23 protein-coding genes and 1 tRNA gene are annotated in these 23,916 nt (G+C 68.9%); 20 read left to right on the top strand and 4 right to left on the bottom strand.

The genetic code is table 11. From position 1 onward, the window contains the following. Positions 1-16: 16 nt before the first annotated feature. The 11 genes from HF995_RS03100 (at position 17) to rplL (ending at position 9,797) form a co-directional block, all read left to right on the top strand. Positions 17-89, top strand: a tRNA-Trp gene (locus HF995_RS03100). A 110-nt stretch (positions 90-199) separates the two neighbouring features. Then, positions 200-478 carry a preprotein translocase subunit SecE gene (gene secE, locus HF995_RS03095; RefSeq protein WP_168446316.1) on the top strand — a complete coding sequence of 93 codons (279 nt, stop codon included), beginning with the start codon at positions 200-202 and terminating at the stop codon, positions 476-478. A 91-nt stretch (positions 479-569) separates the two neighbouring features. Then, a complete protein-coding gene (gene nusG, locus HF995_RS03090; protein WP_168446315.1) occupies positions 570-1,328 on the top strand; it encodes a transcription termination/antitermination protein NusG in 759 nt (252 codons plus the stop codon). Between the two features lie 67 nt (positions 1,329-1,395). After that, positions 1,396-1,827 (top strand): 50S ribosomal protein L11, encoded by a 432-nt coding sequence (gene rplK / locus HF995_RS03085; protein WP_168446314.1) that lies wholly within the window; start codon positions 1,396-1,398, stop codon positions 1,825-1,827. A 107-nt stretch (positions 1,828-1,934) separates the two neighbouring features. Beyond that, positions 1,935-2,654 carry a 50S ribosomal protein L1 gene (rplA, locus tag HF995_RS03080; RefSeq protein WP_168446313.1) on the top strand — a complete coding sequence of 240 codons (720 nt, stop codon included), beginning with the start codon at positions 1,935-1,937 and terminating at the stop codon, positions 2,652-2,654. A 209-nt stretch (positions 2,655-2,863) separates the two neighbouring features. Further along, positions 2,864-3,499 carry an RNA polymerase sigma factor gene (locus tag HF995_RS03075; RefSeq protein ID WP_168446312.1) on the top strand — a complete coding sequence of 212 codons (636 nt, stop codon included), beginning with the start codon at positions 2,864-2,866 and terminating at the stop codon, positions 3,497-3,499. Positions 3,500-3,510: 11 nt separating this feature from the next. Next, entirely contained in the window at positions 3,511-3,999 is a 489-nt protein-coding gene (locus HF995_RS03070; RefSeq protein ID WP_168446311.1) for a hypothetical protein, read from the top strand. 10 nt (positions 4,000-4,009) lie between these two features. After that, entirely contained in the window at positions 4,010-5,836 is a 1,827-nt protein-coding gene (locus HF995_RS14045; RefSeq protein WP_168446310.1) for a S8 family peptidase, read from the top strand. A 97-nt stretch (positions 5,837-5,933) separates the two neighbouring features. Beyond that, on the top strand, positions 5,934-8,555 hold the full coding sequence (locus HF995_RS14040) for a CHAT domain-containing protein (RefSeq protein ID WP_168446309.1): 2,622 nt from the start codon (positions 5,934-5,936) through the stop codon (positions 8,553-8,555). A 246-nt stretch (positions 8,556-8,801) separates the two neighbouring features. Then, entirely contained in the window at positions 8,802-9,326 is a 525-nt protein-coding gene (gene rplJ / locus HF995_RS03055) for a 50S ribosomal protein L10 (RefSeq protein WP_168446308.1), read from the top strand. Positions 9,327-9,410: 84 nt separating this feature from the next. Continuing rightward, on the top strand, positions 9,411-9,797 hold the full coding sequence (gene rplL / locus HF995_RS03050; protein ID WP_168446307.1) for a 50S ribosomal protein L7/L12: 387 nt from the start codon (positions 9,411-9,413) through the stop codon (positions 9,795-9,797). A gap of 216 nt (positions 9,798-10,013) precedes the next feature. Here the strand turns inward: rplL and HF995_RS03045 are convergent, their stop codons facing one another. Genes HF995_RS03045 through HF995_RS03030 form a run of 4 tightly spaced genes read right to left on the bottom strand, consistent with a single transcriptional unit; the run spans position 10,014 to position 14,087 of the window. Beyond that, a complete protein-coding gene (locus HF995_RS03045; protein WP_168446306.1) occupies positions 10,014-10,880 on the bottom strand; it encodes a type II secretion system F family protein in 867 nt (288 codons plus the stop codon). Positions 10,881-10,882: 2 nt separating this feature from the next. After that, positions 10,883-11,743: a type II secretion system F family protein gene (locus tag HF995_RS03040; RefSeq protein ID WP_168446305.1), complete on the bottom strand. Its 861-nt coding sequence runs from the start codon at positions 11,741-11,743 to the stop codon at positions 10,883-10,885. Positions 11,744-11,766: 23 nt separating this feature from the next. Further along, entirely contained in the window at positions 11,767-13,005 is a 1,239-nt protein-coding gene (locus HF995_RS03035; RefSeq protein ID WP_168446304.1) for a TadA family conjugal transfer-associated ATPase, read from the bottom strand. Next, the gene (locus HF995_RS03030) at positions 13,002-14,087 is read right to left on the bottom strand and encodes a P-loop NTPase family protein (RefSeq protein ID WP_168446303.1); all 1,086 of its coding nucleotides are present in this window, start codon (positions 14,085-14,087) and stop codon (positions 13,002-13,004) included. The genes HF995_RS03035 and HF995_RS03030 overlap by 4 nt, the downstream gene beginning before the upstream one ends. Before the next feature lie 182 nt (positions 14,088-14,269). Between HF995_RS03030 and HF995_RS03025 the strand changes: the two genes are divergently transcribed. The 9 genes from HF995_RS03025 (at position 14,270) to HF995_RS02985 (ending at position 23,799) form a co-directional block, all read left to right on the top strand. Next, positions 14,270-15,136 (top strand): hypothetical protein, encoded by an 867-nt coding sequence (locus HF995_RS03025; protein WP_168446302.1) that lies wholly within the window; start codon positions 14,270-14,272, stop codon positions 15,134-15,136. 58 nt (positions 15,137-15,194) lie between these two features. Continuing rightward, positions 15,195-15,413 carry a Flp1 family type IVb pilin gene (locus HF995_RS03020; RefSeq protein ID WP_168446301.1) on the top strand — a complete coding sequence of 73 codons (219 nt, stop codon included), beginning with the start codon at positions 15,195-15,197 and terminating at the stop codon, positions 15,411-15,413. Positions 15,414-15,522: 109 nt separating this feature from the next. Then, on the top strand, positions 15,523-16,155 hold the full coding sequence (locus HF995_RS03015; protein ID WP_168446300.1) for a hypothetical protein: 633 nt from the start codon (positions 15,523-15,525) through the stop codon (positions 16,153-16,155). A 23-nt stretch (positions 16,156-16,178) separates the two neighbouring features. Then, positions 16,179-18,617 carry a DUF5702 domain-containing protein gene (locus tag HF995_RS03010; protein ID WP_168446299.1) on the top strand — a complete coding sequence of 813 codons (2,439 nt, stop codon included), beginning with the start codon at positions 16,179-16,181 and terminating at the stop codon, positions 18,615-18,617. Between the two features lies 1 nt (position 18,618). After that, on the top strand, positions 18,619-19,185 hold the full coding sequence (locus HF995_RS03005; protein ID WP_168446298.1) for a hypothetical protein: 567 nt from the start codon (positions 18,619-18,621) through the stop codon (positions 19,183-19,185). Beyond that, positions 19,182-19,868 (top strand): prepilin peptidase, encoded by a 687-nt coding sequence (locus HF995_RS03000; protein ID WP_168446297.1) that lies wholly within the window; start codon positions 19,182-19,184, stop codon positions 19,866-19,868. Before HF995_RS03005 ends, HF995_RS03000 begins: the two co-directional genes overlap by 4 nt. Next, positions 19,869-21,326, top strand: a complete 1,458-nt coding sequence (locus HF995_RS14035; protein WP_168446296.1) for a WG repeat-containing protein — start codon at positions 19,869-19,871, stop codon at positions 21,324-21,326. Next, positions 21,326-22,807: an FHA domain-containing protein gene (locus HF995_RS02990; protein WP_168446295.1), complete on the top strand. Its 1,482-nt coding sequence runs from the start codon at positions 21,326-21,328 to the stop codon at positions 22,805-22,807. Before HF995_RS14035 ends, HF995_RS02990 begins: the two co-directional genes overlap by 1 nt. An 83-nt stretch (positions 22,808-22,890) precedes the next feature. Then, positions 22,891-23,799, top strand: a complete 909-nt coding sequence (locus tag HF995_RS02985) for a hypothetical protein (RefSeq protein ID WP_168446294.1) — start codon at positions 22,891-22,893, stop codon at positions 23,797-23,799. Positions 23,800-23,916: the final 117 nt, after the last annotated feature.

The raw sequence follows: 23,916 nt of genomic DNA, 5'->3' as shown, positions 1-23,916 counted from the left end.
GCGGGAGCAGCCCCGAAGGGTAGTGGCGCAATTGGTAGCGCAGCGGTCTCCAAAACCGCAGGTTGCAGGTTCGAGTCCTGTCTACCCTGCGCGAGGTGCTCGGAACACGGGTCGCCTGGCAGGTCGAGTGGTTCGGAGGGGTCGATCGATCCCCCGTAGGTGCAGGCAGTGACGAGGCCAGCGACGTAGGGACGTGAACGTGAGCGAAACTGCCCCTGAGGCGACGGGCGCTGATGCAGCGCGCGTGAACGGCGCTGAGTCGGCCAAGGGCTCGGCGAAGAAGAAGTCGTTCTTCGCCCGCGTCGCTCTGTTCGTCCGCCAGGTCGTCGCCGAGCTCAAGAAGGTCACGACGCCGACGCGTTCCGAGCTGCTCCAGTACACGGGCGTCGTCCTCGTCTTCCTCGTCGTGGTGATGGCTTTCATCACCGTCGTCGACATGGGCGTCGGCAAGTTCATGCTCTGGCTGTTCGGCGCCTGACCGAGCCGAACACCACGGCGCCCCGCGAGGTGAGCGCCCGGCGCTCACGTCTCCATCGTTCGTCAGTAGTCAGCAGAAAGCAGGTCCCCACGTGTCTCAGGAATCGCTGGAGCCGGCGGAGGAGTTCGTCGCGCCCGCAGCCGAGGCCGACGAGAACGGTACGGCTGTCGAGGCCCCCGACGTCTCGGCCACCGAGGGCGAGGACGTCGCTGCTGACCAGGACGCTCAGCCCGAGGCTGACGAGGACGCCGAGGTCGACCCGGTCGAGGAGTTCAAGGCCGAGCTGCGTCGTGTGCCCGGTGACTGGTACGTCATCCACTCCTACGCGGGCTACGAGAACCGCGTAAAGGTCAACCTCGAGAACCGCACCCAGTCCCTCAACATGGAGGACTACATCTTCCAGGTCGAGGTGCCCATGGAGGAGGTGACGGAGATCAAGAACGCGCAGAAGAAGGTCGTCCGTCGCGTCCGTATCCCCGGGTACGTCCTCGTGCGCATGGACCTCACCGACGAGTCGTGGGGCGCGGTTCGCCACACGCCCGGTGTGACCGGGTTCGTGGGCCACACCCACCAGCCCGTCCCGCTGACCTTTGACGAGGTCTTCTCGATGCTCGCTCCGTCGCTCGCGCCGAAGCCCGAGGCCGCCAAGTCCTCGAAGCCGGCCGCCGGTGCGATCGAGGTCGACTTCACCGTGGGCGAGTCCGTGACCGTCACCGACGGTCCGTTCGAGACGCTGCCCGCCACGATTTCCGAGATCAACGCCGAGGGTCAGAAGCTCAAGGTGCTGGTCTCGATCTTCGGCCGGGAGACCCCGGTCGAGCTCTCGTTCAACCAGGTCGCCAAGATCTGAGTCGAACCCACCGGTGCCGTCGCACGGACGGCGCCGAACCTGCAGTCATCACAAGAAGGACCCGAGAATGCCTCCCAAGAAGAAGGTCGCAGGCCTGATCAAGCTCCAGATCCAGGCTGGTGCTGCCAACCCTGCGCCGCCGATCGGCCCCGCGCTGGGTCAGCACGGCGTGAACATCATGGAGTTCTGCAAGGCCTACAACGCGGCCACCGAGTCGCAGCGCGGCAACGTGATCCCCGTGGAGATCACGGTCTACGAAGACCGTTCCTTCACGTTCATCACGAAGACCCCGCCGGCAGCCGAGCTCATCAAGAAGGCCGCTGGCGTCGACAAGGGCTCCGCGACCCCGCACACCACCAAGGTGGCGAAGCTGTCGGCCGCCCAGGTCCGCGAGATCGCTCAGACGAAGCTCGAGGACCTCAACGCGAACGACCTCGACGCCGCGTCGAAGATCATCGCCGGCACCGCCCGCTCCATGGGCATCACCGTCGAGGGCTGAGAACGCCCTAGCGTCACCGCCGCAGCCGAGAGGCCGTGGCACCCCAGAATCCCCAGTGGAAGGGTCCGCGCGGACCCGCACCACGACTGCTGAAACAGGAGAAGCAGATGGCAACGCGCAGCAAGGCGTACCGCAACGCCGCAGAGAAGATCGACCGCGACCGGCTCTACGCTCCTCTCGAGGCCGTGCGCCTCGCGAAGGACACCGTGTCGACGAAGTTCGACTCGACCGTCGAGGTGGCCTTCCGCCTCGGTGTCGACCCCCGCAAGGCGGACCAGATGGTCCGTGGCACCGTCAACCTTCCTCACGGCACCGGAAAGACCGCTCGGGTCCTGGTCTTTGCGAACGGTGAGAAGGCAGAGCAGGCCCGTGCGGCCGGCGCTGACGAGGTCGGCGGCGACGAGCTCATCGAGAAGGTGGCCGCTGGCTACACCGACTTCGACGCCGCTGTCGCGACGCCGGACCTCATGGGCAAGGTCGGTCGCCTCGGTAAGGTGCTCGGCCCGCGTGGTCTGATGCCGAACCCGAAGACGGGCACGGTGACCATGGATGTCGCCAAGGCCGTCGAGGACATCAAGGGCGGAAAGATCGAGTTCCGCGTCGACAAGCACGCGAACCTGCACTTCATCATCGGCAAGGCGTCCTTCTCGGAGACGCAGCTGGTGGAGAACTACGCTGCGGCGATCGAGGAGATCCTCCGTCTGAAGCCGTCCTCCTCGAAGGGCCGCTACATCACGAAGGCCTCGCTGACGACGACGAACGGCCCGAGCATCCCGCTCGACCAGTCGCGCACGACGAAGCTCCTTGAGGACACCGACGAGGCCTGAGCCTCGCAGTCCTCGCACCGCCACGAAGGCCGGTCCCCGTTCGGGGGCCGGCCTTCGTGCGTGAGCGGGGGTAGAGCGGTATTCTCCGCACCGCTAGGTTGTGACAGAGGCCACGTCGACTCTCCCTAGAACGTCACGATGTCGATGTATCAGGCCGAACCACCCTGAGCTCCTGTCGGTGTTCAGGCGAACGTACCGAAGGAGCTGGGATGGACGCCGTTGCGGACGATCGAGCACGGGTGGGGGCCCGTGACGACGATCTGGCTGGACGCGCGTCCGCCGCGCTGACGGCCTACCTCGACGGCGATGCCGGCTCTCTCGAGACGCTCGTCCGGGACGTCACCCCGTTGCTCTGGCACATCGTCAGGGGACAGGGCGTGGATGCCGAGGAGGCTCAGGACGTGGTCCAGGGGGTCTGGGTGCAGCTGGTCCGCAAGGCCACGACCATCCGAGATCCTCAGGCCGTGCTGCAGTGGCTGTTGGTGTCCGCGAGGCGTGCGGCGTGGCGGACTGTTCGGGGGAGCAGGAGGCTCGCAGAGCTCGATGGTGACGTCCACGCCGAGGGATCGGCGCGTGCCGGGGGCGCGCCGATCCCCGGCGTATCCGTCGACCCGAGCGAGACGGTCATCCGCGCCGAGCGGGACCGGGCTCTCTGGGACGCCGTCGGATCTCTGGACGAGAGGTGTCAACGGCTGTTGCGTCTTGTGGCGTTCGTGGACCGGCCCGACTACGCGTCGGTATCGGTGGCGCTCGGGATGCCGGTCGGGAGTATCGGTCCCACCAGGGGCCGTTGCCTGGCCAAGCTCAGGGTCAGGCTCGAGTCGGATGGGGGCGTTCGGTCGTGACAGAAGCACATGTGGACGAGCTTGCAGGCGGCCTGCTCGACGAGGTGGACGCACAGGTCATGCGTCGCCTGCGCGGCGCGCTCGAGGCGAGCGACCCCGTGCCGCGTGATCTCGTCGAGCGGTCGCTCTTCGCGATGACTCTCGCGGCGCTCGACGCCGAGGTGATGAGCCTGCAAGAGCTGGCGTCATACGAGGGTGCGATGCGCAGCGAGGGCGGCAGCACGGTCGCTGCCCGCACGGTGACCTTCACCGCGAGCGCGTTGAGCATGATGATCACGCTGACCTCCGACGACGGCGCGGTGCGCGTCGACGGATGGGTCTCCCCGCCACGTGAGCTCGAGGTGGAGCTCCGGCGGGCTGGGAGCGAGCCACGCACGGTCGTGGCTGACGAGGGCGGTCGCTTCGCGTTTCCTCGCGTCGACCGGGGCCTCGTCGGGTTTGTCCTGCACGACGTCGGGTCCGGCTCTGCGACCCTGACGACTCCGACCATCGAGATCTGAAGGAGGCCACGTGGCCGTCCCGCCGCGAGACCAGTCCTTGCCCTACGGTGACAACGACCCGCTGCAGTGGCGGACGAGGTTCCTCGACCCGTCGGGCGCCGACCAGACGCTCGGTGCCGTGCGGTTCCAGCCCACCTGGTACGTGAACGACCGGATCATCGTCTCGGGCCCGCGTCCCGTGGGCTCCACGCCGGGTGACGGCGAGCCGGCGCTGCCTGGCCTCGACCTGCTGCGAAAGGTCGCCGCTGAGGAGGGGTACGCGGTCGTGCCCGACGTCCCGGACGTGGTCGGAGGCGAGAACGACGATCCTCGAGCCCGCGAGCTGCTCGCGGCTGTCGACCTGGGCGACGAGACCTACGCGGTGACGCTCGTTCCTGAGCCGGGACGGGTCCAGTCTCCGCCGGAGGCGTGGGACATCCTGCAGAAGGTGCAGCTCGAGGCGGGTGAGGTCGGCGACGGGCCGTCGCGCGACCCGGAGAGCTGGTCGTCGGTACCGGTGTACGGGCTCGAGCACGTGGTGAGCGCGGTGCCGTTCACCCAGTCGCACCCCTTCACCCAGTCCCACCCCTTCACCCAGTCGCACCCCTTCACCCAGTCGCACCCGTTCACTCAGTCCCATCCGTTCACTCAGTCCCATCCGTTCACTCAGTCCCATCCGTTCACGCAGTCGCACCCGTTCACGCAGTCCCACCCCGCGTCGGGTCTCGCGGAGTACGCGGCCATCGGGTCCGGAGGCCGCCAGCCGGTCATGTGGGCAGGTGTCGACCCGCAGCGCCGTCTCGCAGACGGAGACTCGCCGTACCGCGCGGCCGACGGCACACGCCGCCCGGTCGTCGCGATCCTCGACACGGGCGTCGGCGAGCACCCGTGGCTCAGGGACGACGTCGTCGTGCGTGACCCGCAGGTGCTCGGCGCGCCGATCGGCTGCTTCACGCCGCCGGCAGCCCAGGTCGAGGACTCCGAGATCGGGGGCATGTCGCTCGCTCCGCTCACCGGGCCGCTCGACCCGGTCGCGGGCCACGGCACGTTCATCGCGGGCCTCGTTCGCCAGACGGCGCCGGACGCGGCGATCCTCTCGTGCCGCGTCTACGGGGGTGCTGGCGTCGTCGCGGAGTCTGACCTCTTGCGGTCGCTGCGCAACCTGCTGCGCTTCCACATCCTCGGCCTCGCCGGCTTCGAGGGGTACGCCCCGGTAGACGTCGTCGCGCTGTCGTTCGGCTACTACCACGAGCGTCCCGAGGACGCCGCGTTCGACGAGCCGTTCGCCCGCGCACTTCGGGCTCTGCGCCGCTGGGGAGTCGCGGTCGTCGCGTCGTCGGGCAACGACGGCGTCACGCGCCCGACCTTCCCGGCCGCGTTCGCGCCGCTCGTCGACCACCGCTCCGGCGGAGTCGAGGTCGTCGACCCTCGGGAGGTCCCGCGAGCGTTCGCGCCTATGGCGACCGTCGGCGCGCTCAATCCCGACGGGACCACCGCGTTCTTCAGCAACGACGGCCCGTGGGTGACGACGCTGCGCCCCGGCGCGGGGCTCGTGAGCACTGCCCCGGTCACGCTCGACGGGACGTGGCAGGCCACGCGGGAGGCGCCCGGCTTCTACGACCCGAACCCGCGATCGACGATCGACCCCGACGCCTTCCAGGGGGGCTTCGCGGTGTGGAGCGGCACGTCCTTCGCCGGACCGGTCCTCGCCGGCCAGATCGCCGCGCACCTGCTCGGCGAGCGTCCTGGCGACGTGACCGGGGATGCGGGCGAGGTAGGCGCCAGGGCGAAGGACCAGCGGGGTCGCTCCTGGACCGCGGTCGGGTCCGCCGTGGGCCTGCATCCTGCCGCTGACTAGGAAGAACCCTGCCCGTCGTCGCCCGCCGTCGCTACACTGACCGGGCGACGACGGGGCAGGGAGCACCCGGCGCGCACAGACGTCAAGGGGTGCACTGGTGCGCGATCGCGCAGACGGAGCCGACGACCTCGCTGCTCCTGCGTCCCCCACGGACCGCGCCTGGGCCGCGCTCCGCGACGGCCTCGCGCTCGCCGACCGAGGGGTGCCGCGGGATGCCGCCGAGGTCCTCGCACGCGCGCTCGACGACCTGGACGCGGCCCCCGTCTCCGGCGACACGGAGCTCGTGCGCGCGCGCCTCCTCCTCGCTCTCGCGATGCCGCAGTTCGAGGTCGACGGCGACGGTGACGCGTGCGACAACCGGCTCGCCGACGCGCTCGGCCTCGCGCGTGGGATCGACGCCGCGTCCGTCGTCGTCGCCGTCCACGGGCAGCGTGCGCTGCACGCGCTGCGCACGGGCAACCCCGACGCGGCCCTGGCGCACTTCGACGCCGCGATCGAGCTCATCGACGACTCGGAGCCGCGCGACGCGTGCATCCTCCTGCTCAACCGCGGATGCCTGCACCTCGACCGTGGTGACCTCGCGGCGGCACGCGCCGATCTCGGCGCGTGCGTCGCGCGAGCCGAGGCGATGGGCGACGCGATGCTCTTGTTCAAGTCGAGCCACAACCTCGGTTACGCGGAGTTCCTCGCGGGCGACCTGCCGCAGGCGCTCGCCGCGATGGAGCGCGCCGCACAGACGCACCTGCCCGACGTCGGGCTCGACCTGTCCGCTCTGCCGATCGCGCTGCTCGACCGCGCGCAGGTGCTGTTCGAGGCGGGCCTCGTCGGCGAGGCTGACGAGCGGCTCGCCCGCGCGGGCGCGCTGTTCGAGGAGCGCGGCCTCGAGCAGGACCTCGCTGAGGTCGAGGTGCTGCGTGCACGGTGTGCTCTGCTCAGCGGCCGTGCCACCGACGCGGCCGAGCTCGCGGCGTCGGCCCGTCGTCGCTTCGGCGACCGTGGCAACGTGGTGTGGTCGGCGCGTGCGCACCTGACGGAGCTGCAGGCGCGCCTGGGTGCTCTGACCGGCGCCGAGGAGCCGCCGCGCGACCAGCTCGTCGAGCTCGCGACGGAGGCGGAGGCGCTGCTCGACGCGTCCGAGCGCGACGAGTCGGGGCGCGTCACCGCTGATGTCGGGACGCGTGTGCGGCTGGTCGCCGCCGAGGCTCGCGCGGTCGCGGGGGACGGTGCGGCTGCCGCGACGCTCCTCGAGGGGGCTGCGGCCGCACGACATGACGGTCCCGTGGAGTCGAGGGTGCACGGCGCCGTCGTGGAGGCGCTCCTCAAGTTCGACGGGGGTGACCGCGCGGCGGGGCAGGCGGCCGTGCGCAGGGCGCAGGAGGTGCTCGGGGAGTTCCGGGCCCAGTTCGGTTCGGTCGAGGCGGTCACGGCGAGCGCGATCCACGGTCGCCGGCTCGCGGAGGTCGACCTCGCAGCTGCGTGCCGGACGGGAGATGCGGGGGAGGTCCTCGAGGCGGTGGACCGTGGGCGTTCGGTGTTCGCGGGGCCTGCGCGGGTGCGGCCGCGCGACGCGTCGGGGCCGCTCGCGGCGCTGTCCGCCGAGCTGCGGCGGGTGAGCGAGCAGCTGCGTGCGGTGGAGCCGACCGCGGCGGTCGGCCGGCTCGCCGAGCTGCGCGAGCGGGCGAACGCCTTGCGTCACCAGGTGCGGGAGCTCTCCTGGCAGGAGGCGGGCGGTGGTCGCGCTCCACGACCCTTCACGGCAGCCGAGGTGCGCGGGCGGCTGAGGGACGCGCCGGAGGTCACTCTCGCGCAGTTCGTCGTCGTGCGCGGACGGTTGCTCGCCGCCGTCCTCTCGGCGGGCGTGGAGCGCCTCGTCGACCTGGGTGACGCGACCCGTTGGGAGGAGTCGGCCCGGCGTCTGCGCTCGGACCTGCGCATGGTCTCCAACGCGCTCGTGCCGGGGCCGCTGCGCGACGTCGCGCGTGCTTCGCTCGCGCGCGAGGCCGCCCTCCTCGACGCCGGGCTGCTCGCGCCGCTCGGGGACGTGGGCACGTTGCGGGTGGTCGGCCCTGCGTGGCTCGTGACGCTCCCGTGGGGTGTGCTCCCGTCGCGCCGCGGGCGTCCGACGCCGTGCGGTCCGGGGATCTTCCTGGGCGCGCGACCGGGAGGCGTCCCCGGCTCGGCGTCACGCACGACGGCGGTCGCGGGGCCGGCTGTCCCGCTCGCGGCGCGGGAGGTCGCCGCGGTCGTCGCGGGGTACCCGGGTGCGGCTGCGTTGACCGGGGACACGGCGACGTGCGCCGCGACCGCGCATGCCTTGCGGTCCGACGACGTCGTGCACCTCGCGGTCCACGGCAAGCACGTCGCGGACAACCCTCTCTTCTCCTCGGTGCTGCTCGCGGACGGCCCGCTGTTCGCGTACGAGCTCGACGGGGAGCCGCTCTCTGCGGGGCTCGTGGTGCTGTCCGCGTGCGAGGTCGGCGGCGCGACGGGGGTGCCGGGCGGCCAGTCGCTCGGGCTCGCCGCGGTGCTCCTGAGGCTCGGGGTGCGGCACGTCGTCGCGGCTGTCGAGCCTGTCTCCGACGAGCATGCGGGCGCCGTCATGCCGCGTCTCCACGAGCTCGTGCGCGCCGGGTTCGACCCGGCGCGGGCACTCGCGGTGGTGACGGCGGACGCGGGGGAGGCGTCGCCGTTCGTCTGCCTGACGTCGGACGTCGCGTGAGCGCTGCCGGAGGTCGTGGCGCGGATTTGGCGAACAGGCCCGGGTTCGGTTAGTCTCATCCGGTTACCAAAGACCGCAGGTCGTCAGTCGTGCCCAGGTGCGAGTGACCGAAGCTCCGTGAGAACGGGGGCCGGCGCAGGTGCGAACTGTCCGGGCGTCAGCCCGCCGAGAGCCTCGCGACTGCGCGGGGCTCTTTTTCTCTTTCCCGGGGCCGGTGCCGGCGGTACCACCATCGGAAGGATTGCCATGGCGAGGCCGGACAAGGCAGCGGCAGTTGCAGAGCTCACGGAGAACTTCCGTGAGTCCAGCGCTGTTGTGCTGACCGAGTACCGCGGGCTCACCGTCGCGCAGCTCAAGCAGCTGCGTCGGTCGCTCAGCGGCAACGCAACCTACGCCGTGGTGAAGAACACGCTGACCGCTATCGCGGCCAAGGAGGCCGGCGTCGAGATCGACGACGCCGTGCTCGCCGGGCCCTCGGCTGTCGCCTTCGTGACCGGTGACCCGGTCGAGGCTGCCAAGGGTCTGCGTGACTTCGCCAAGGCGAACCCCCAGCTGGTCATCAAGGCGGGTGTCCTCGACGGACGCGCGCTGACCGCTGAGGACATCACGAAGCTCGCGGACCTCGAGTCCCGCGAGGTTCTTCTGGCCAAGGCAGCGGGCGCCTTCAAGGCGAAGCTGTTCCAGGCGGCCTACCTGTTCACGGCTCCTGCCTCGCAGGCCGTGCGCACCATCGACGCCCTGCGCGAGAAGCAGGCTTCGGCTGCTGCCTGACGTTTCCTCACGGAACCGTTCGCGCAACCAGCATTCACACCATTTTCTCTGCTTCACGCAGGACAACAGGAAGGAACGCCGATCATGGCGAAGCTCACCACCGCCGAGCTCATCGAGGCTTTCAAGGAGCTCTCCCTCATCGAGCTCTCCGAGTTCGTGAAGGCTTTCGAGGAGACCTTCGAGGTCACCGCTGCGGCTCCCGCCGCCGTCGCCGTTGCGGCCCCCGCCGCGGGGGGCGCTGTCGAGGCTGAGGAGGAGAAGGACGAGTTCGACGTCATCCTCGCCGCCGCCGGTGACAAGAAGATCCAGGTCATCAAGGAGGTGCGCGCCCTCACGAGCCTCGGCCTGAAGGAGGCCAAGGACCTCGTTGACGGTGCCCCGAAGCCGGTTCTCGAGGGTGTCGCGAAGGACAAGGCTGAGGCCGCGAAGGCTGCCCTCGAGGGCGCTGGCGCGACCGTCGAGCTCAAGTGATCCCTGCCCCTCGGGGCTGATCGCTGACGAGGCCCGCACCACTTCGGTGGTGCGGGCCTCGTCGTGTCTCCGGCCTTCCCTGATCAGCTCGCTCGGGTGCTGAGCTAGCCGGATCGTCTCGTGCGGCGAGCCCGATGGTGAGGACCACGCTGCGACGGCCGCGATCGGCTTGAGCCCGTCGACGGGGCCGGACGACGGACGTCGGGCACGTGGTGCTCACACCCCGAGGGACAGGAACATCGGGACCACGACCATGATGAGGATCCCGCCGAACATCAGGATCATCGGGAAGAGGAGCTTGCTCCCGGCCTTGTTTCCCTCCCGCTGAACGGCCTGCTTCTTCACGTGCCAGCTCTCTGTCGACTGACCGGTGAGGATGGTCGGGAGGTCGCTGCCGCCGCGCTGGATCGACTGGACGAGAGTCGAGGTGAACCGCTTGATCTCGGGGAGCATGGACCTGGTGCCGAACTGCTGGATGGCCTCGGCGTCAGGCGTGCCGTTCTGCATCGCGCTCACAGCGAGCCGCATCTCCTCGTAGAGGACTCCGTCACCCGCGAGGCTGGTCTGGGTCCATGCGTCCCTCAGGATCATGCCCGCGTTGGTGAGCAGCGCCAGGGAGGACACCATGTCGCAGAAGTCCCGGTACATGGCCTCGCCGCGCAGGCGCACGCGGTTGCGGACCTGGTCGCCGTAGTAGTACGCGGCGAGCCCCGAGAGGATGATCAGGATGACGAGGAAGCCTGCGGAGCGTGTGATGCCGTAGATGCCGAACGAGGCGACGAGGCAGGTCAGCCCGACCGTCACCTGCTGGGCACGCACAGTCCTCATGTAGAACTCCGCGTACTGGCGCGTGAAGAGCACGTCCATGAGCTGGCGCAGCTGCAGGTCGGCACGGGACCGGAACGAGTACCGCGTGATCTCGAGGAACGTGTAGCCGACGGGGTAGAGCTCGTGGAGCGGGAACTCCTTCTCGCTGATCCCCTCGAACAGCGGAGCATGCTTGCGACCGACTGCGAAGAGGACGATCCAGCCGGCGAGGAGGACAGTCCCGAGGGACATGAGTGCGATCTGCGAAGTTGTCATGGTCAGATCTCGATCGTCATGATCTTGCGGGAGAGCGCATAGGCGCCGATGAACATCCCGACCGCGACGAGGGTGCAGAGCACCCCCGCAGGGGTCGCGAGCGCGGTGGCGAACGAGCCGCCGCTGGACTTGAGGACCGCGACCAGGACGACGGGCAGCGCCACCATGATGAGCGACTCGTTCTTCGAGGCCACGAAGCTCGTCTCGATCTCCTCGTTCATCGCCATCTTCTCGGAGATGATGAGGTGCGCGTTGCGCACCGCCTCCTTCATGTCGGCGCCGCGGAGATAGGCGATCTCGAACACGTTGGCGAACGACTTGATGTCCGTGCTGCCGGACCGCTCGCCGAGGTCACGGATCATCTCCTCGATCCGGATGTTGTTGTGGAACCCCGCGACGATCACGTTGAGCTCCTGCACGATCGGAGCGTCGTCGGCGTACTGGTTCGCCAGGTCTTTGCGCGCGTCGTCGAAGGCGCGGATGACTGTCGACCCGGCCGAGAGGGACGTCGAGACGCTCTCGAGGAGGTCGCGGAACTGACGCTCGAGCGTCTTGCGGCGCGCGTCACGGATCTGGTCGGCGCGCACCTTGAGGAAGTACTTCGTGGCGAACCCGCCGCTGGCCAGCACGACGATCGTGTCGATCACGTTCGTGACGGTCGTCCGTGCACCTTCAGCATCCTTGCCCAGGCCGCCGAAGAAGAGGTAGCCGACTGCGCCTGCGACGCTGAACGCCAGGAGGCTGTAGAGCGCCAGCTCACCGAGCGTGAGGTGGTAGACGCGGTAGTTGTAGACCTTCGTGTTGATCGGGGAGCGGAGCCACTGGGGTTCAGCCTTCGTCTTCTTCGGGCGCTTCTCTGCCATGGCGGGGCGTCCTTCCTGCGGCATCAGAACTCGTCCTGGTACCCGGCCAGGCGTAGCTTGTCGACGTTGAGCATCGGGTTGTCGGTGCGCACGAGCGCTCCGGCGACGTGGGTGAACGTCGAGGACGGGTCCTCCTGGAACTCGTAGAGGGGGTTGAGGACGATCTGCCCGTGCTCGTAGCCCACGACCTCGGCGATCTCCATGGTCCGGCGGGTGTGGTCACGCAGTCGTGACAAGTGGATCACGATGTCGAGCGCAGACGCGATCTGGTGACGGATCGCCTCGAGGGGAAGGGTCGACGAGGCCTGGAGAACCATCGTCTCGAGCCGGCTGAGCATGTCCCGGGTGGAGTTGGCGTGCCCGGTCGACAGGGAACCGTCGTGGCCGGTGTTCATCGCCTGGAGCATGTCGAGAGCCTCCGCGCCGCGCACCTCACCGACGACGATCCGTTCGGGGCGCATGCGGAGCGACGAACGGATCAGCTGGCGCATCGAGATCTCACCGACCCCGGCGACGTTCGCGTTGCGGGTCTCGAGACGCACGAGGTTGTCGACGCCGTCGATCTGGAGCTCGGCCGAGTCCTCGATCGTGATGAGCCGCTCGTCCTGCCCGACGAAGTTCGTCAGGGCGTTGAGGAAGGTCGTCTTGCCCGACCCTGTCCCGCCCGAGATGAAGATGTTGTACCGGCTGCGTACGAGCGTCGCGAGGAAGTCAGCGACCTCGGGCGTGACCGAGCCGTACCCGATCAGGCGCCGCATCGTCATGGGGTCTCGTGAGAACTTACGGATCGTCACGGTAGGCCCGTCGAGCGCGACGGGCGGGAGCACGACGTTGACGCGCGAACCGTCCGGCAGCCGCGTGTCGACGATGGGGTTGGCCTGGTTCACCTCACGCCCCGCCTGCCCGACGATGCGCTGGATGATGTCCTCGAGGCGGCGCGAGCTCTCAAAGCTCCCTGGAACCTCCTGCACCTGGCCGTTGCGTTCGACGAAGATGCTGTCGGGGCCGTTCACCATCACCTCGGTGACCGACTCGTCAGACAGGAGCGAGTCGAGCAGGCCGAGGCCACGGATCGAGCCGTAGACCTGCTGGACGACCCGCACGCGGTCGGTGACGGACACGTACTCGCCCGAGACCTGCTCCTCGAGAGCGCCACGGATGTGGTCCTCGAGAGCGTCGTCGTCGAGGCGCGTGAGCTCCGCGTTCGACAGGATGTGCGTCCGCAGACGTTCGGCGATCTCCCCGAGCCGCTCCGGCGTCATCGTGCGACTGCCTGGACGACGCGGTCGAGGCTGCCTGACGCGTAGATGGCGTTGATGACCTGCTCCTCGCCGCCGCCGTCGAACCGGGCGATGCCACCGATCTCAGAGATCGGCAGGTTCTCGAGCCGTGCCGAGCCCGCGCCCCACCGGTTGTAGAGCAGGCCGGTGCGGGGCAGGAGCGAGAGGTCGTGCTGGCCGGAGAGCAGCTCGAGCGCCCCGAGCGCCCGCGTGATCTTCGCGTTCGCCGACGGCGTGCCGTCCGAGACGAGGACGACCTGGCTGGCGGCGTCGAGCAGCTTGAGGGTTCGCGGGCCGAGGTCGAACGGGACGTCGAGCACCGCGGCGTCGAAGCCGCCGCCGCTGAGGTGCTCCGTCAGGAGTGCGATGTCGTCGTCCGCGAGCTCGAGGACGTCGCTCGCGAGAGGAGAGCTCGCGAAGAACAGCGTGCCGAAGGCGTCGCGGTACGCGTGCTGCTCGAGCTGGAGCTGGAGGTTGCCGCGCCGGCGCTTGACCGCGTAGACGACGTCGGAGAACGTCCCGTGGGGCGCGCTCGTGAGACCGAAGCGGGCAGAGACGTCCTCGCACGGGTCCAGCGACAGGTAGAGGGTGCGCGGCCCGTCTGCCTGCATCGAGAGCGAGCGTGCGACGGCGATCGCCGTCGAGGTCGTCCCGACGCCGCCGACGGGGGAGGTGACGACGACGAGGTGGCCCGCGTCCCCGGCCCGCGACGGGCGCATCTGCACCGCCTCGGCGGCGTCGTCGAACAGTGCGACGACCGAGCGGTAGAAGGAGTCGACGGGCGCGTACCGCGGGATGGCGGGGACTCCCCGGACAGACGCCACCTCCGGGGAGTCGACGAGCCGTGCGAGCACCATGCGCGGCGGAAGCTGGTCGGGGTCGACGTCGAACGACTCGGCCGCGACGAGCACGTGGGTGCGTGTCGACGTGATCGATGCGAGCGCCCCTTCGAGGGACGTGAACGCGAGGACCTCGATACGCCCGGGATAGCTCGCGGCGAGGTGCTCCTGCAACCGGGTGAGGTACGTGGTGTCGGTGTCGAGCACCGCGAGCTGGATGCGCATCGTTCCTCAGGTTCGTCGGCGAGGGGTCACGTGGAGAATAGGGTGCTGCCGCACCGCTGTCGACCGGTAGAAATGATCCCCGGATGCGGTTCCGCTCGTCGCGGACACTTCACCCCGCTATCTTTTGCGGGGCCCTTGCTGCGCAGCTAGTCTCGCCGCAGCCGACACGAAGGACACAGGACGTGAACGTGAATCGATGGAAGACCGCAGCCGCGGTGCTCGCGGTGGCGGCCCTGCTCGGCGCCTGCTCGGACGGTGGCGACCCCACGCCGACGTCGGCGCCCAGCGGTGGCAGCTCGACGGCTGCCCCCACCACGGGTGGGGACACCGCGGAGTGGTGCGAGCCGGGAGACCGCGCAGAGAGCGACTACACGCTCACCTTCGGTGAGATGGGTGCAGCGTCCGACGAGTGGTCGTCCTACCTCGACCGCAAGTGGCGCCACTATCTCCCGTTCACGTTCACCAACACGATGGACGTCAGGTGCGTCTTCGCGATCACGGTCGACCTCGCGGTCGACGGTGCAGGCGGCAAGGCGACGGACGGCTTCTCCGTCCCGTTGATGCCCGGACAGTCCTTCTCGGGCCAGATGTTCGACCTCGACGTCGCGCTCGGGCTCCCCGACACAGAGTCGGTCGACGCGCCCGCGGCGCTCGCGCCCTCGGTGACGAAGGCGAAGAGCGCTCGCTACTTCGGCGACTACTACGACCTGACGTTCGAGGTCGGCGAGCGCGAGGGTGTCGGTTCCGCCGCCACGGTGCCGGTCGTCGCCACGACGACCGCGGTCTCCGAGGGGATGCCAGAGCGTCTGAGCTCTGCGCGGGACGACGACTTCTGGCTGCTCGGGCTCGACGGTCAGGGGAACGTCATCACCGTCTCGCGCAACATGCAGCCGGCGCTCAAGGTGCCCGGAGAGACCACGACCTGGTTCGCCATCGCAGGTGGTGGCTCCAGCGGCTACGCGCGTGAGCTCATGCCGATGTCGACCTATGACTCGGTCAAGAGCTGGACGTTCGTCGCTCAGCCAGTCTTTACCAACCTCGACAAGTGACGTGCTCGTCGATGATCAGCAGCGCCTCAGGGGCAGCTCACCACACAGGAGGAACCGAATGACCACCGCACTCATCCGTGCCGAGATTGGACTGCGTTCGGTGGCAGCACGTGCGCTGCGTGCTGTCCGTGACGAGCGGGGCGAGGTGAACATCGTCGCCACGGTGCTCCTCATCGTCCTTGCAGTCGCGCTCATCGTGCTCTTCCAGGGGCAGATCAAGGGCTGGCTGTCGACCATGTTCGAGAAGATCAACTCGGGTATCGGATCGGTCGGCTGACGTGGTGACCAGCCGACGGCGCGACACGGCTGGGGCCGCACGCACGCGTCCCTCCCGCGGTCCGCGCCGTCGGCTGCGTCGGGCACGTGACGAGAGTGGTCTGGTCATCGTGGAGGCCGCCTTCATCTACCCGGTGGTCTTCGCGGTGCTGGCGCTCCTCCTCTACGTGGGCGACATGTTCTATCAGCGCTCGTGGATCGAGGCAGCGGTCATGCGCTACTCGATCGAGGGCGCGGCCGAGGTCGCCAACTCCTCCCTCGCCAACGTCTCCGTGGACAACGGATCAGGTGCTGGGTCCCTCGACGTCGGGGGGATCGAGAACAACCCCTATCGCTTTCTCTTCAACGGCGGCGCCGATTCCGACGTCGCGGCGAGCGCTGCGGCAAACGAGGCGGCACTCAAGGCCGAGGTTGCTGACGGGCGCGCTTCCTTCTTCGGGCTCGCGCCGAACCTGCGAGCGCTGGGCGTCGACTACCGCTCAAGCCTCGTCTATGGCGACTACGTCGTCAGCGCGGACTACGGGTTCCAGCTGCCGGTCGCCTCGTTCATCGTCCCGTCCGGCCGGATCGGGCTGGACTTCGCGTCCGAGTCGACGAGCAACGTCACCAGCATGGGCGAGTTCGTCCGCAACGTCGAGATTCTCGATGACCTCCGGGCCGAGTTCGACGACGAGGTGTCCGCGGTGACCGGCCTCGCCGTAGAGATCGAACGTTTCCGTAGCTACGTCGAGAACATCGGCTGAACCCCTAAAGGAGTCCCGCGGTCATGCGCCTGCGCCGCAAGGACGGCTCACCGGGTTCGGTGACCGTCATCCTCACGCTGCTGCTCGTCCCCATGGTGGTCGTGGCAGGCGTCTTCGTCGACGGAGGCCGGGGCCACCTGTCCCGCACTGTCGTGCGCTCGGCCGAGCAGCTGGCCCTCAACGACGTGCTCGCGCAGCACGACGCTCAGCTCAGCAAGCTGTTCGGCCTGCTCGGTGTCATCGACGACGAGGGCCTCTCGGCGGATGCGGACCAGATCGTCAAGGCAGCGCTGAGCGGCGGAGGTGGCGGGGACGTCATCCGTGTGAGCATCCCAGGGTCGGCCGAGGTGATCCCGGTGTCTCGCGCCAACCTCGGTGAGCCCCGGGTGCTCAACAACCAGATCGTCGAGTTCATGAAGTACCGCGCGCCCGTAGGTTTCGTGGGAGAGCTGACCGAGACACTCACATGGCTTCAGACCATCAAGACGAACATGGAGCTCATCCGGGCCCGGGTCCTGTACCTCAACAAGGTTGCTGACGTCCTCGAAGAGGCGACCAACCTCATGGAGGACGTCGATGCGGTCCTCGCGGAGCTCGATGCGCTCCTCGCGAAGATCGACGCCATGGTCAACCTTCTGACCGGCGACCCGGACATCGTCGACATCTATGCCGACGCTTTCGAGACGCTGGCGCGTGATCTCTCGGGAGAGGACGTCCCGCAGAGCGACAAGGATCGGGCGTCGACAGACCTCAAACGGGTGGTCGACACGGTCACCGGTCTCGCGGACGCGGCGACGACCTTTCGGACCAAGGTCACGGGACTGGACCCGCAACCTCTCCTCGACGCGATCAAGGAGCTGCGCGGCAAGCCGACGAGCGACCTCGAGGCGGCGCGTGACGAGCATGCGGCAGAGGGTGGCGACCAGGTCGCCGAGGACATCACGGCGGCTGACCGAGAGCTCGAGGAGACCGGCGCGTTCATCGATGCGATCGAGGAGGCGGTGAAGTCGCTCGGTGACGGGGTCATCGACGACGTCAGCACCACCGTCGACGACTTCGTCGAAGACATCCGGGCGTCCCTGAAGCTGGAGATGCCGGACTTCGCGTCGATCACGTCGTACGCCAAGCTCAAGAGTTTCGGCACCGACTATCTCGAGTCGTACCTCGGTGGGATCGACGAGACGACGTCGCCCGAGGCGATCGACGCAGCGATCCAGGAGCTGCGCACCAAGATCGAGGGACGTATCGCGGCGTTCCACGACCGGATCGTCGACGAGGTTCAGCAGCTGGTACGCGACCAGGTCCGCAAGGCCGTGGGCGAGCTCAAGGAGCTGCTGGTCCAGGCGCTCAAGGACGAGGTGGGCGAGGGCGGTTTCGAGGTTCTCAGCAAGTTCTTCGCCCTCCTCAAGGAGAAGTGGGCCGCCTACGGCGAGCTCTTCGAGGACCTCTCCTCGCAGACGGCCTTCCCGGGCAGCGGGGGCTCGAGCGACTCCGGGCCCGGCCGGGACCTCGGCGGCTCGAGCAACAAGGACGAGCTCGCCGACAACAGCGACGACGCGATCGACGGGATCATCGGGCTGCTCGGCAACATCGAGAAGGTCCTCAAGGACGTCCGGGACGCCGCGCTCATCACGCAGTACGTCGTGGGCCAGTTCACCTACTCGACGGTGGAGCACGAGAACCCGGACCAGGTCCGTCTGACATACGAGCCCTTCCCGGACTGCAAGGACACGACCTGCGCGGTCGAGGCGGAGTACGTGCTGACGGGGGCAAACAGCGCGGTCGGCGCCTACGGGATGGTCTTCCTCGTGCGGCTGGCCGTCAACATGATCACCGCGTTCCGGGACCCGGTCGTCACGGCGATCAGGTCGGCCATCGCTGCCGTGCCGCTGGTGGGCACCGCACTGTCCTTCGTCGTCCCCGTGCTCGCGGCCATCCTCCAGTCGGTCGACGACCTCGTCGCGCTCCACAAGGGAGAGAAGGTTCCGCTCTATCGCGCGAAGCTCTCCGTCTTCACCGGAGCGTTGATGGACCTTCTGGACGGGGCGCTGCCCGAAGGGTGGGACGGCGGGACCGGGGGCGGTACCGGACCGGGAGCAGGTCCTGGGGGACCGAGCGGTCCTGGGCCGTCCGGCCCCGGTGGCCCCGGACCAGGCGGACCCGGTGGCGGCAAGGACGGCCCTGAGCTGAGCTACCGCAACTACCTGCAGATCTTCCTCATCGTGACGACCTTCGTGGACCCGGACGGCGTGGTCACTCGCGCGGGAGACATCATCGAGCACAACATGGGCTACGCCGGTAACGACGGCTTCGACCTGTCGAACACTTACACGGCGTTCACGGTCACTGCGGAGTATCAGATGACGCCCCTGGTCAGCACCTTCTTCGACTACGACTCTGGCGGCGCGCTGTTCGAAGGAGACGCAGGTCTCAAGCGGCTCACGACGGTGGGTGGGTTCTGACATGGCACGCACACCTGTGCGACGTGCGCGTCGCGACGAGGGGCACCTCATCGTCGAGGCAGCTGTCGCTCTGCCGCTCTACGTCGGCTTCATGCTCATCATCCTGTCGATCTCCTCGTGGGCCATCGCGCAGGCGAAGATCTCTGTCGCGCTCAACCAGACGGCCATGGAGATCTCCCAGTACCGGTACCTCCGCACCACCCAGGTGGGTCAGGACGTCAACCGGGTCAAGACTGCGCTGGACACCTTGTCGAGCGAGCTCGGTGGCAGCGGTGACGTCTTCGGCACCCACGGCTCCGACAGCCCGCTCGCCCAAGCCTTCATGAGCGACGCGCGTGCGGGAGCGAAGGCTGTGATGGCGAAGCACCTCGGCGACGAGAGCTCGAGCCTCAATGCGTTGGGCGTCGTCGGGGGAGCCGACGGTGTGAGCTTCACGGGAGCGACCGCCATCAACGACGAGCGCGTCGTCCTGGACGCCGAGTACACCTTGCGAGTCCTGTTCTTCTGGGACATCGACGTGTCGATGAAGGCGCACGCCGAGTCGGGTGTGTGGGGTGCCAACGGATGAACGACCCGCTCCTCGTCGCGGCCCTGACAGGGCTCGCGATCATCGTGTCGTGCGCGTGGCTCGTCGCGCTCGGGGTCCGCAGCGGCACTGTGCTCTCGCGTGGTGACATCGGCCGCGTTCTCGCCCCCTCGGCGCCGGGATGGTGGGTCCTTCCTGGTTCGGTCGCGGTGGTCGTCGTCGTAGCCCTGCTGTGGCAGCGGCTCGGTCTGGTCGCTCCGTACCAGGTGCGGCTCGTGCTGGTGATCGTGTCGCTCGCGCCGCTCGCCCTTATCGACCGCCGCGAGCACGTCGTGCCGAACCGGGCGATCCTCGCCCTGCTGGCGGGCCGCGCGGTCATCTACGTGTGGGAGGCGCTGACCATGGGCGGCAGCTTTGTCGACATGATCCGCGCGGAGGTCGTCACTGCCGCGATCATCGTCGGATTCTTCGCGACCCTGTCGATCGTCGGCCGGGGCGGTATCGGGATGGGCGACGTCAAGCTCTTCGGCGTACTGACGCTCTATCTCGGCACGCAGCTCGCGCTCGCCTCGATCCTTGCCTCGTTGCTGGTGTCCTTCGCGGTCGCCGTCACCGCTCTGGCGACGCGCAGGCTGACGCGCAAGGACTCGTTCGCCATGGTTCCGAGCATTGCCGCCGGTACGGTCCTCGCAGTAGTTCTCGTCTCGATCAGGGGTGTGCTCTAGGTGAAGTCGTACCGGTTCTTGGTCTTGGGGGTGCTCGTCCTGCTCGTGGGGGGCGGGTGGTTCTCGCTCGCTCGCGCAGGCGCCGAGGCGGAAGCAGCCTATGCAGAGCACCTCACGGCTGCGCGGGGCGCTGTCGAGATCGGCGCGATCCAGGAAGGTCGCGCTGAGTACCGTGCTGCGCTCGCGCTGAAGCCTGGCCTCGACGTGCACCGCGAGCTCGTCGCCTTCCTCGCGTCCGACGCCCCACGAGACGTCTACGTCGAGGAGCTCGCGCAGTTCGTAGCGGCGTACCCCGAGACACCCGAAGGCTACGAGAGGCTCGCGCAGGCACATGCCGACGGAGAGGACGTCGCCGGGGCCTATGCCGCGGTGATGAGCGCACGGTCGCGCGACGTGCGCTCCGAGGTGCTCGACGCGATCTATGCCCGCGTCGCCTACCAGTACACGACCGGGCTAGCGCACTTCGCCGACGTGCTTCCGTACGGTAGGTACGACGTCGCCGCGGTGCGCGACGACCAGGGACGCTGGCTGCACGTGGACGCGGCGGGGATCTCCCTCAACGGCCGCTACGAAGCGGTCGGCCCGATGTGGGCGGGGAACCGCTTCGTGGTCGACGAAGGACTGCCGCAGTTCGTCGACGAGAAGGGACGACAGACGCTGGCAGCGGTCCGGGCAGGGTACGAGGAGTACGGGATCCTCACGGACGGTGTGTTCGCGGCGAAGGCACCCTCAGGTGCCTGGACGTTCCTCGACCAGTCCTTCCGACCGGTCCTCGAGCCCGGCACGTTCGACGAGGTGACGTCGTTCGCGGGAGGGCTCGCTGGAACCCGCACGGGCGACACGTGGAACGTCGTGCGCCGGGACGGCTCCGTCGTCGGCGAGGGCTACGCAGCGCTTGCCGTGGACGAGGCGGGCGTGCTGGTGAACCAAGGACGGTACCTCGCGAAGGTCGGCACCCAGTTCCAGCTCTTCGACACTGACGGTGAGCGCATCGGTGACGGTGTCTACGACGACGCTCGCGCTTTCGGTGCGGAAGGGGCAGCGGCTGTCCGCGTCGGTGACCAGTGGGGCTTCATCGACACGAGCGGCGATCTCGTCGTCGAGCCTGCGTTCGCCGATGCGCGATCGTTCGCGCACGATCTCGCTCCTGTCCGCACAGGGGAGCTCTGGGGCTATGCCGACGCCGAGGGCACCGTGGTCATCGCGCCGACATTCCTCGACGCGACCCGCTTCAGCTCGGAGGGCACCGCGCTGGTCCGCCTGGCGGCCGCTCCCGAGCACCCGTCGTTGTCCGACAGCAGCACGACGGAGCAAGCCCCAGAGACAGGAACCCCAGAGACTGCCGAGAGTCCGGCACAGGATGCGGCCGCTGGAGCGGCCGCCCAGACTGACCAGGAGCCCGGTTCGACGCCGGACGGCGACGCCGGCTGGTACCAGATCAAGCTGCAGAGGTACTGATGACGATCTTCCCCGAGCTGGCCGACGACCGCGCCGCAGGCCGACTCATGACGACGCTCCCCGAGGGCGCCACGCTCGACAGCGTCACGTGGGGCATGCTCACCCACAACGAGATCCCGGGCGTGGCTGCGGTCCGGCGCACCCAGCTCGACGACCGGGTGGAGCTCTCGTTCGCTGCGCCAGGCGAGTCGCTCGCGAGCCGGATGGACACGCCCCTGACGAAGGACCAGGTCCTCGCGCTCCTCGACGGGATGGTGGAGGCGGTTCTCGCTGCGGGCCGCCACATGATCCCCACGAGCGCGCTCCTGTACGACCCGGAACGGGTCTTCGTCACCGCCGACGGTGCGGTGACGATGATCTGCGTCCCGCTGGACGGTTCCGACCACGGGGATCCTGTCGGGTTCTTCAAGCGCGTGATCTTCAACCTCCGTTACGCGCCGCAGGACGACACGTCCTACGTGAGCGACCTCATCAACGTCCTGGGGAGCTCTGCTGCGGGGGACGTCTCGCGACTGTCACGTCTGCTCAGGGCCACCCGCGTCTCCGAGGCCGCCGGACGCGGCGCGACGAGCAGCACACAGGCGCCGCAGCAGGCACCCGGGGGTGCGAGTCCCGTCGTCCAGACCGTGGGCGAGTCCGCGCCGCTGCCGGAGTGGGGCGCACCGGAGTCCGCGTCGGGTGCAGCTCCGCGAGCCGCAGGGCCCGGTTTCGCGGTGCCAGGCGGAGCGACGGTCCCGGCCGGGCAGCCCGTCCCTGCGGCGCGCGCGGCTGCGACGCTCGAGCCGGAGGACGAGGACCACGTGTCGCTCGCCTACCTTCTCCAGCACTACTCGAAGGAGAACAAGGAACGCTACGACCGCGGTCGGAGGGCGCGCGCCGCGGCCAAGGCGGCGGCGCGCGCCGCGGCCGCGGAGACTGCTGGTGCCGTTCCGGCGATCGCCACCTCGGCAGCCGCTGCGGCCCCGCCAGCACCTGCAGCCCCCAGCGCCCCGGCGGCCTTGCCTGCGCCCCCGGGCGCGCTGGCTGGTCACGCTGGTGGGCCGGTCCATCCCCAGGGCGCTGGCGCAGTGGCCGCTGCACCGCCGGCAGGTGTTCCGACGCCGGAGCACGCCGTACCCGAGGAGACTCCTCTCGGGTACCCCCGTCACGCGGAGCCGTCTGCCGGACAGCCCGCCGTGCAGCGGTTCGGGCTGCAGGACCTCTCGACCGGAGCGACCGTGTGGCTCACGAAGCCGATCACGGTGGTGGGTCGTCGGCGGGCCCGGGTGGACATCGCGGTCGCGGGCGACACGGTGAGCAAGAAGCACGCGATCGTCCAGGTGGACGGGGACACATGCTCGATCATCGACAACGCCTCGACCAACGGCGTCGAGATCGACGGGGTGCGGATCGCACCGATGGAGGCGGTCGTGCTGCAGCCGGGAGCTCGCGTCGGGGTGGGTGACGTCGTGCTCATGCTGGTCGACCGTGCCGCATGGTGACAGGGACACACCAGCAGTTGCGAGCAGGGTGCGCTGAACGTAGTTTCCAACCAGGTTTGTCGATCCCTGTGGAGGTAGTGCGCGTGCTGAGCCGTCGTTGGGCCATGGTCGGAGCGACGGTGACGGCGGCAGCCGCCTCTCTCGTGCTCAGCGCGTGCAGCGGGGGAGGTGCTGAACCGACGATCCCTGCGACGACGACTGCGCCCCCGGCCTCGCCGTCGTCCCCGTCGGCGACGCCCTCGCCCGAGCGCACGATCGACGCCTCCCGGTGGTGCGCGGCGGGCACGGTGAAGGACGGGGACCTCACGCTCGACTTCGGGAAGCCGACCACCGCGACCGGCGACGAGTGGGCCGAGAGCCTCGGGCGGACGTGGCGGGCATACGTCCCGGTCACGGTGACGAACGAGCTCGACGTCCCCTGCATGTTCGATCTGAACCTCGACGTGGCGATCGACGGCGTGTCCGGGCGGGAGGACGTCCGAGTGCCGCTGCAGCCGGGGCAGTCCTACCGTTTCCAGGCGTTCGACCTGACGGAGCTGGTCGAGCTGGCTGACGCCAAGGACGGCGTAGCCGGGCACGAGGTGACGACCGGGCAGACGGGCTCGCAGCGAAACCCGCTCATCGACGACTACTACGAGCTCGAGGCTGAGGTCGGGGAGATCGAGGGGGAGGGCAAGGATGCGGTGCTGCCGGTGAGCATCGGCCTCGGGGCCGTGCGTGCGGGAATGCCGCGCCACACCGGGTCCGTGGAGTTCCTCACGGTCGTCGGGCTGGACGCCGACGGCGCGGTCGTGACCAAGGCCTTCCACGAGACCGAGGGCAAGGCGGAGTTCGGCGGCCGGATCGACGTGAAGATCCCGGTCGGTGGGGGCGATTCTTCAGGCGAGACGCGGAACCAGGTGCCGCTCAGCGCGTATGACGACGTCGTCGAGTACAAGGTCTACCTGCAGCCCGACCAGACCGAGATCAACGACCTCTTCGCCGACAAGTAGGTTCTGGGGCAGCTCAGGCGACGGCCCGCGGAGGGCAGCGTCAGCTCGTGGGAGACTGCCGCAGGACACTGCGACGAGGGAGACGGAGCGCACAGGTGCGTCCCTTGCTCGACGGGA

Source organism: Sanguibacter hominis ATCC BAA-789 (genome assembly GCF_012396185.1).
In the GTDB taxonomy this organism is placed as follows: domain Bacteria; phylum Actinomycetota; class Actinomycetes; order Actinomycetales; family Cellulomonadaceae; genus Flavimobilis; species Flavimobilis hominis.
This window is presented reverse-complemented; position numbering and strand designations above follow the sequence as displayed.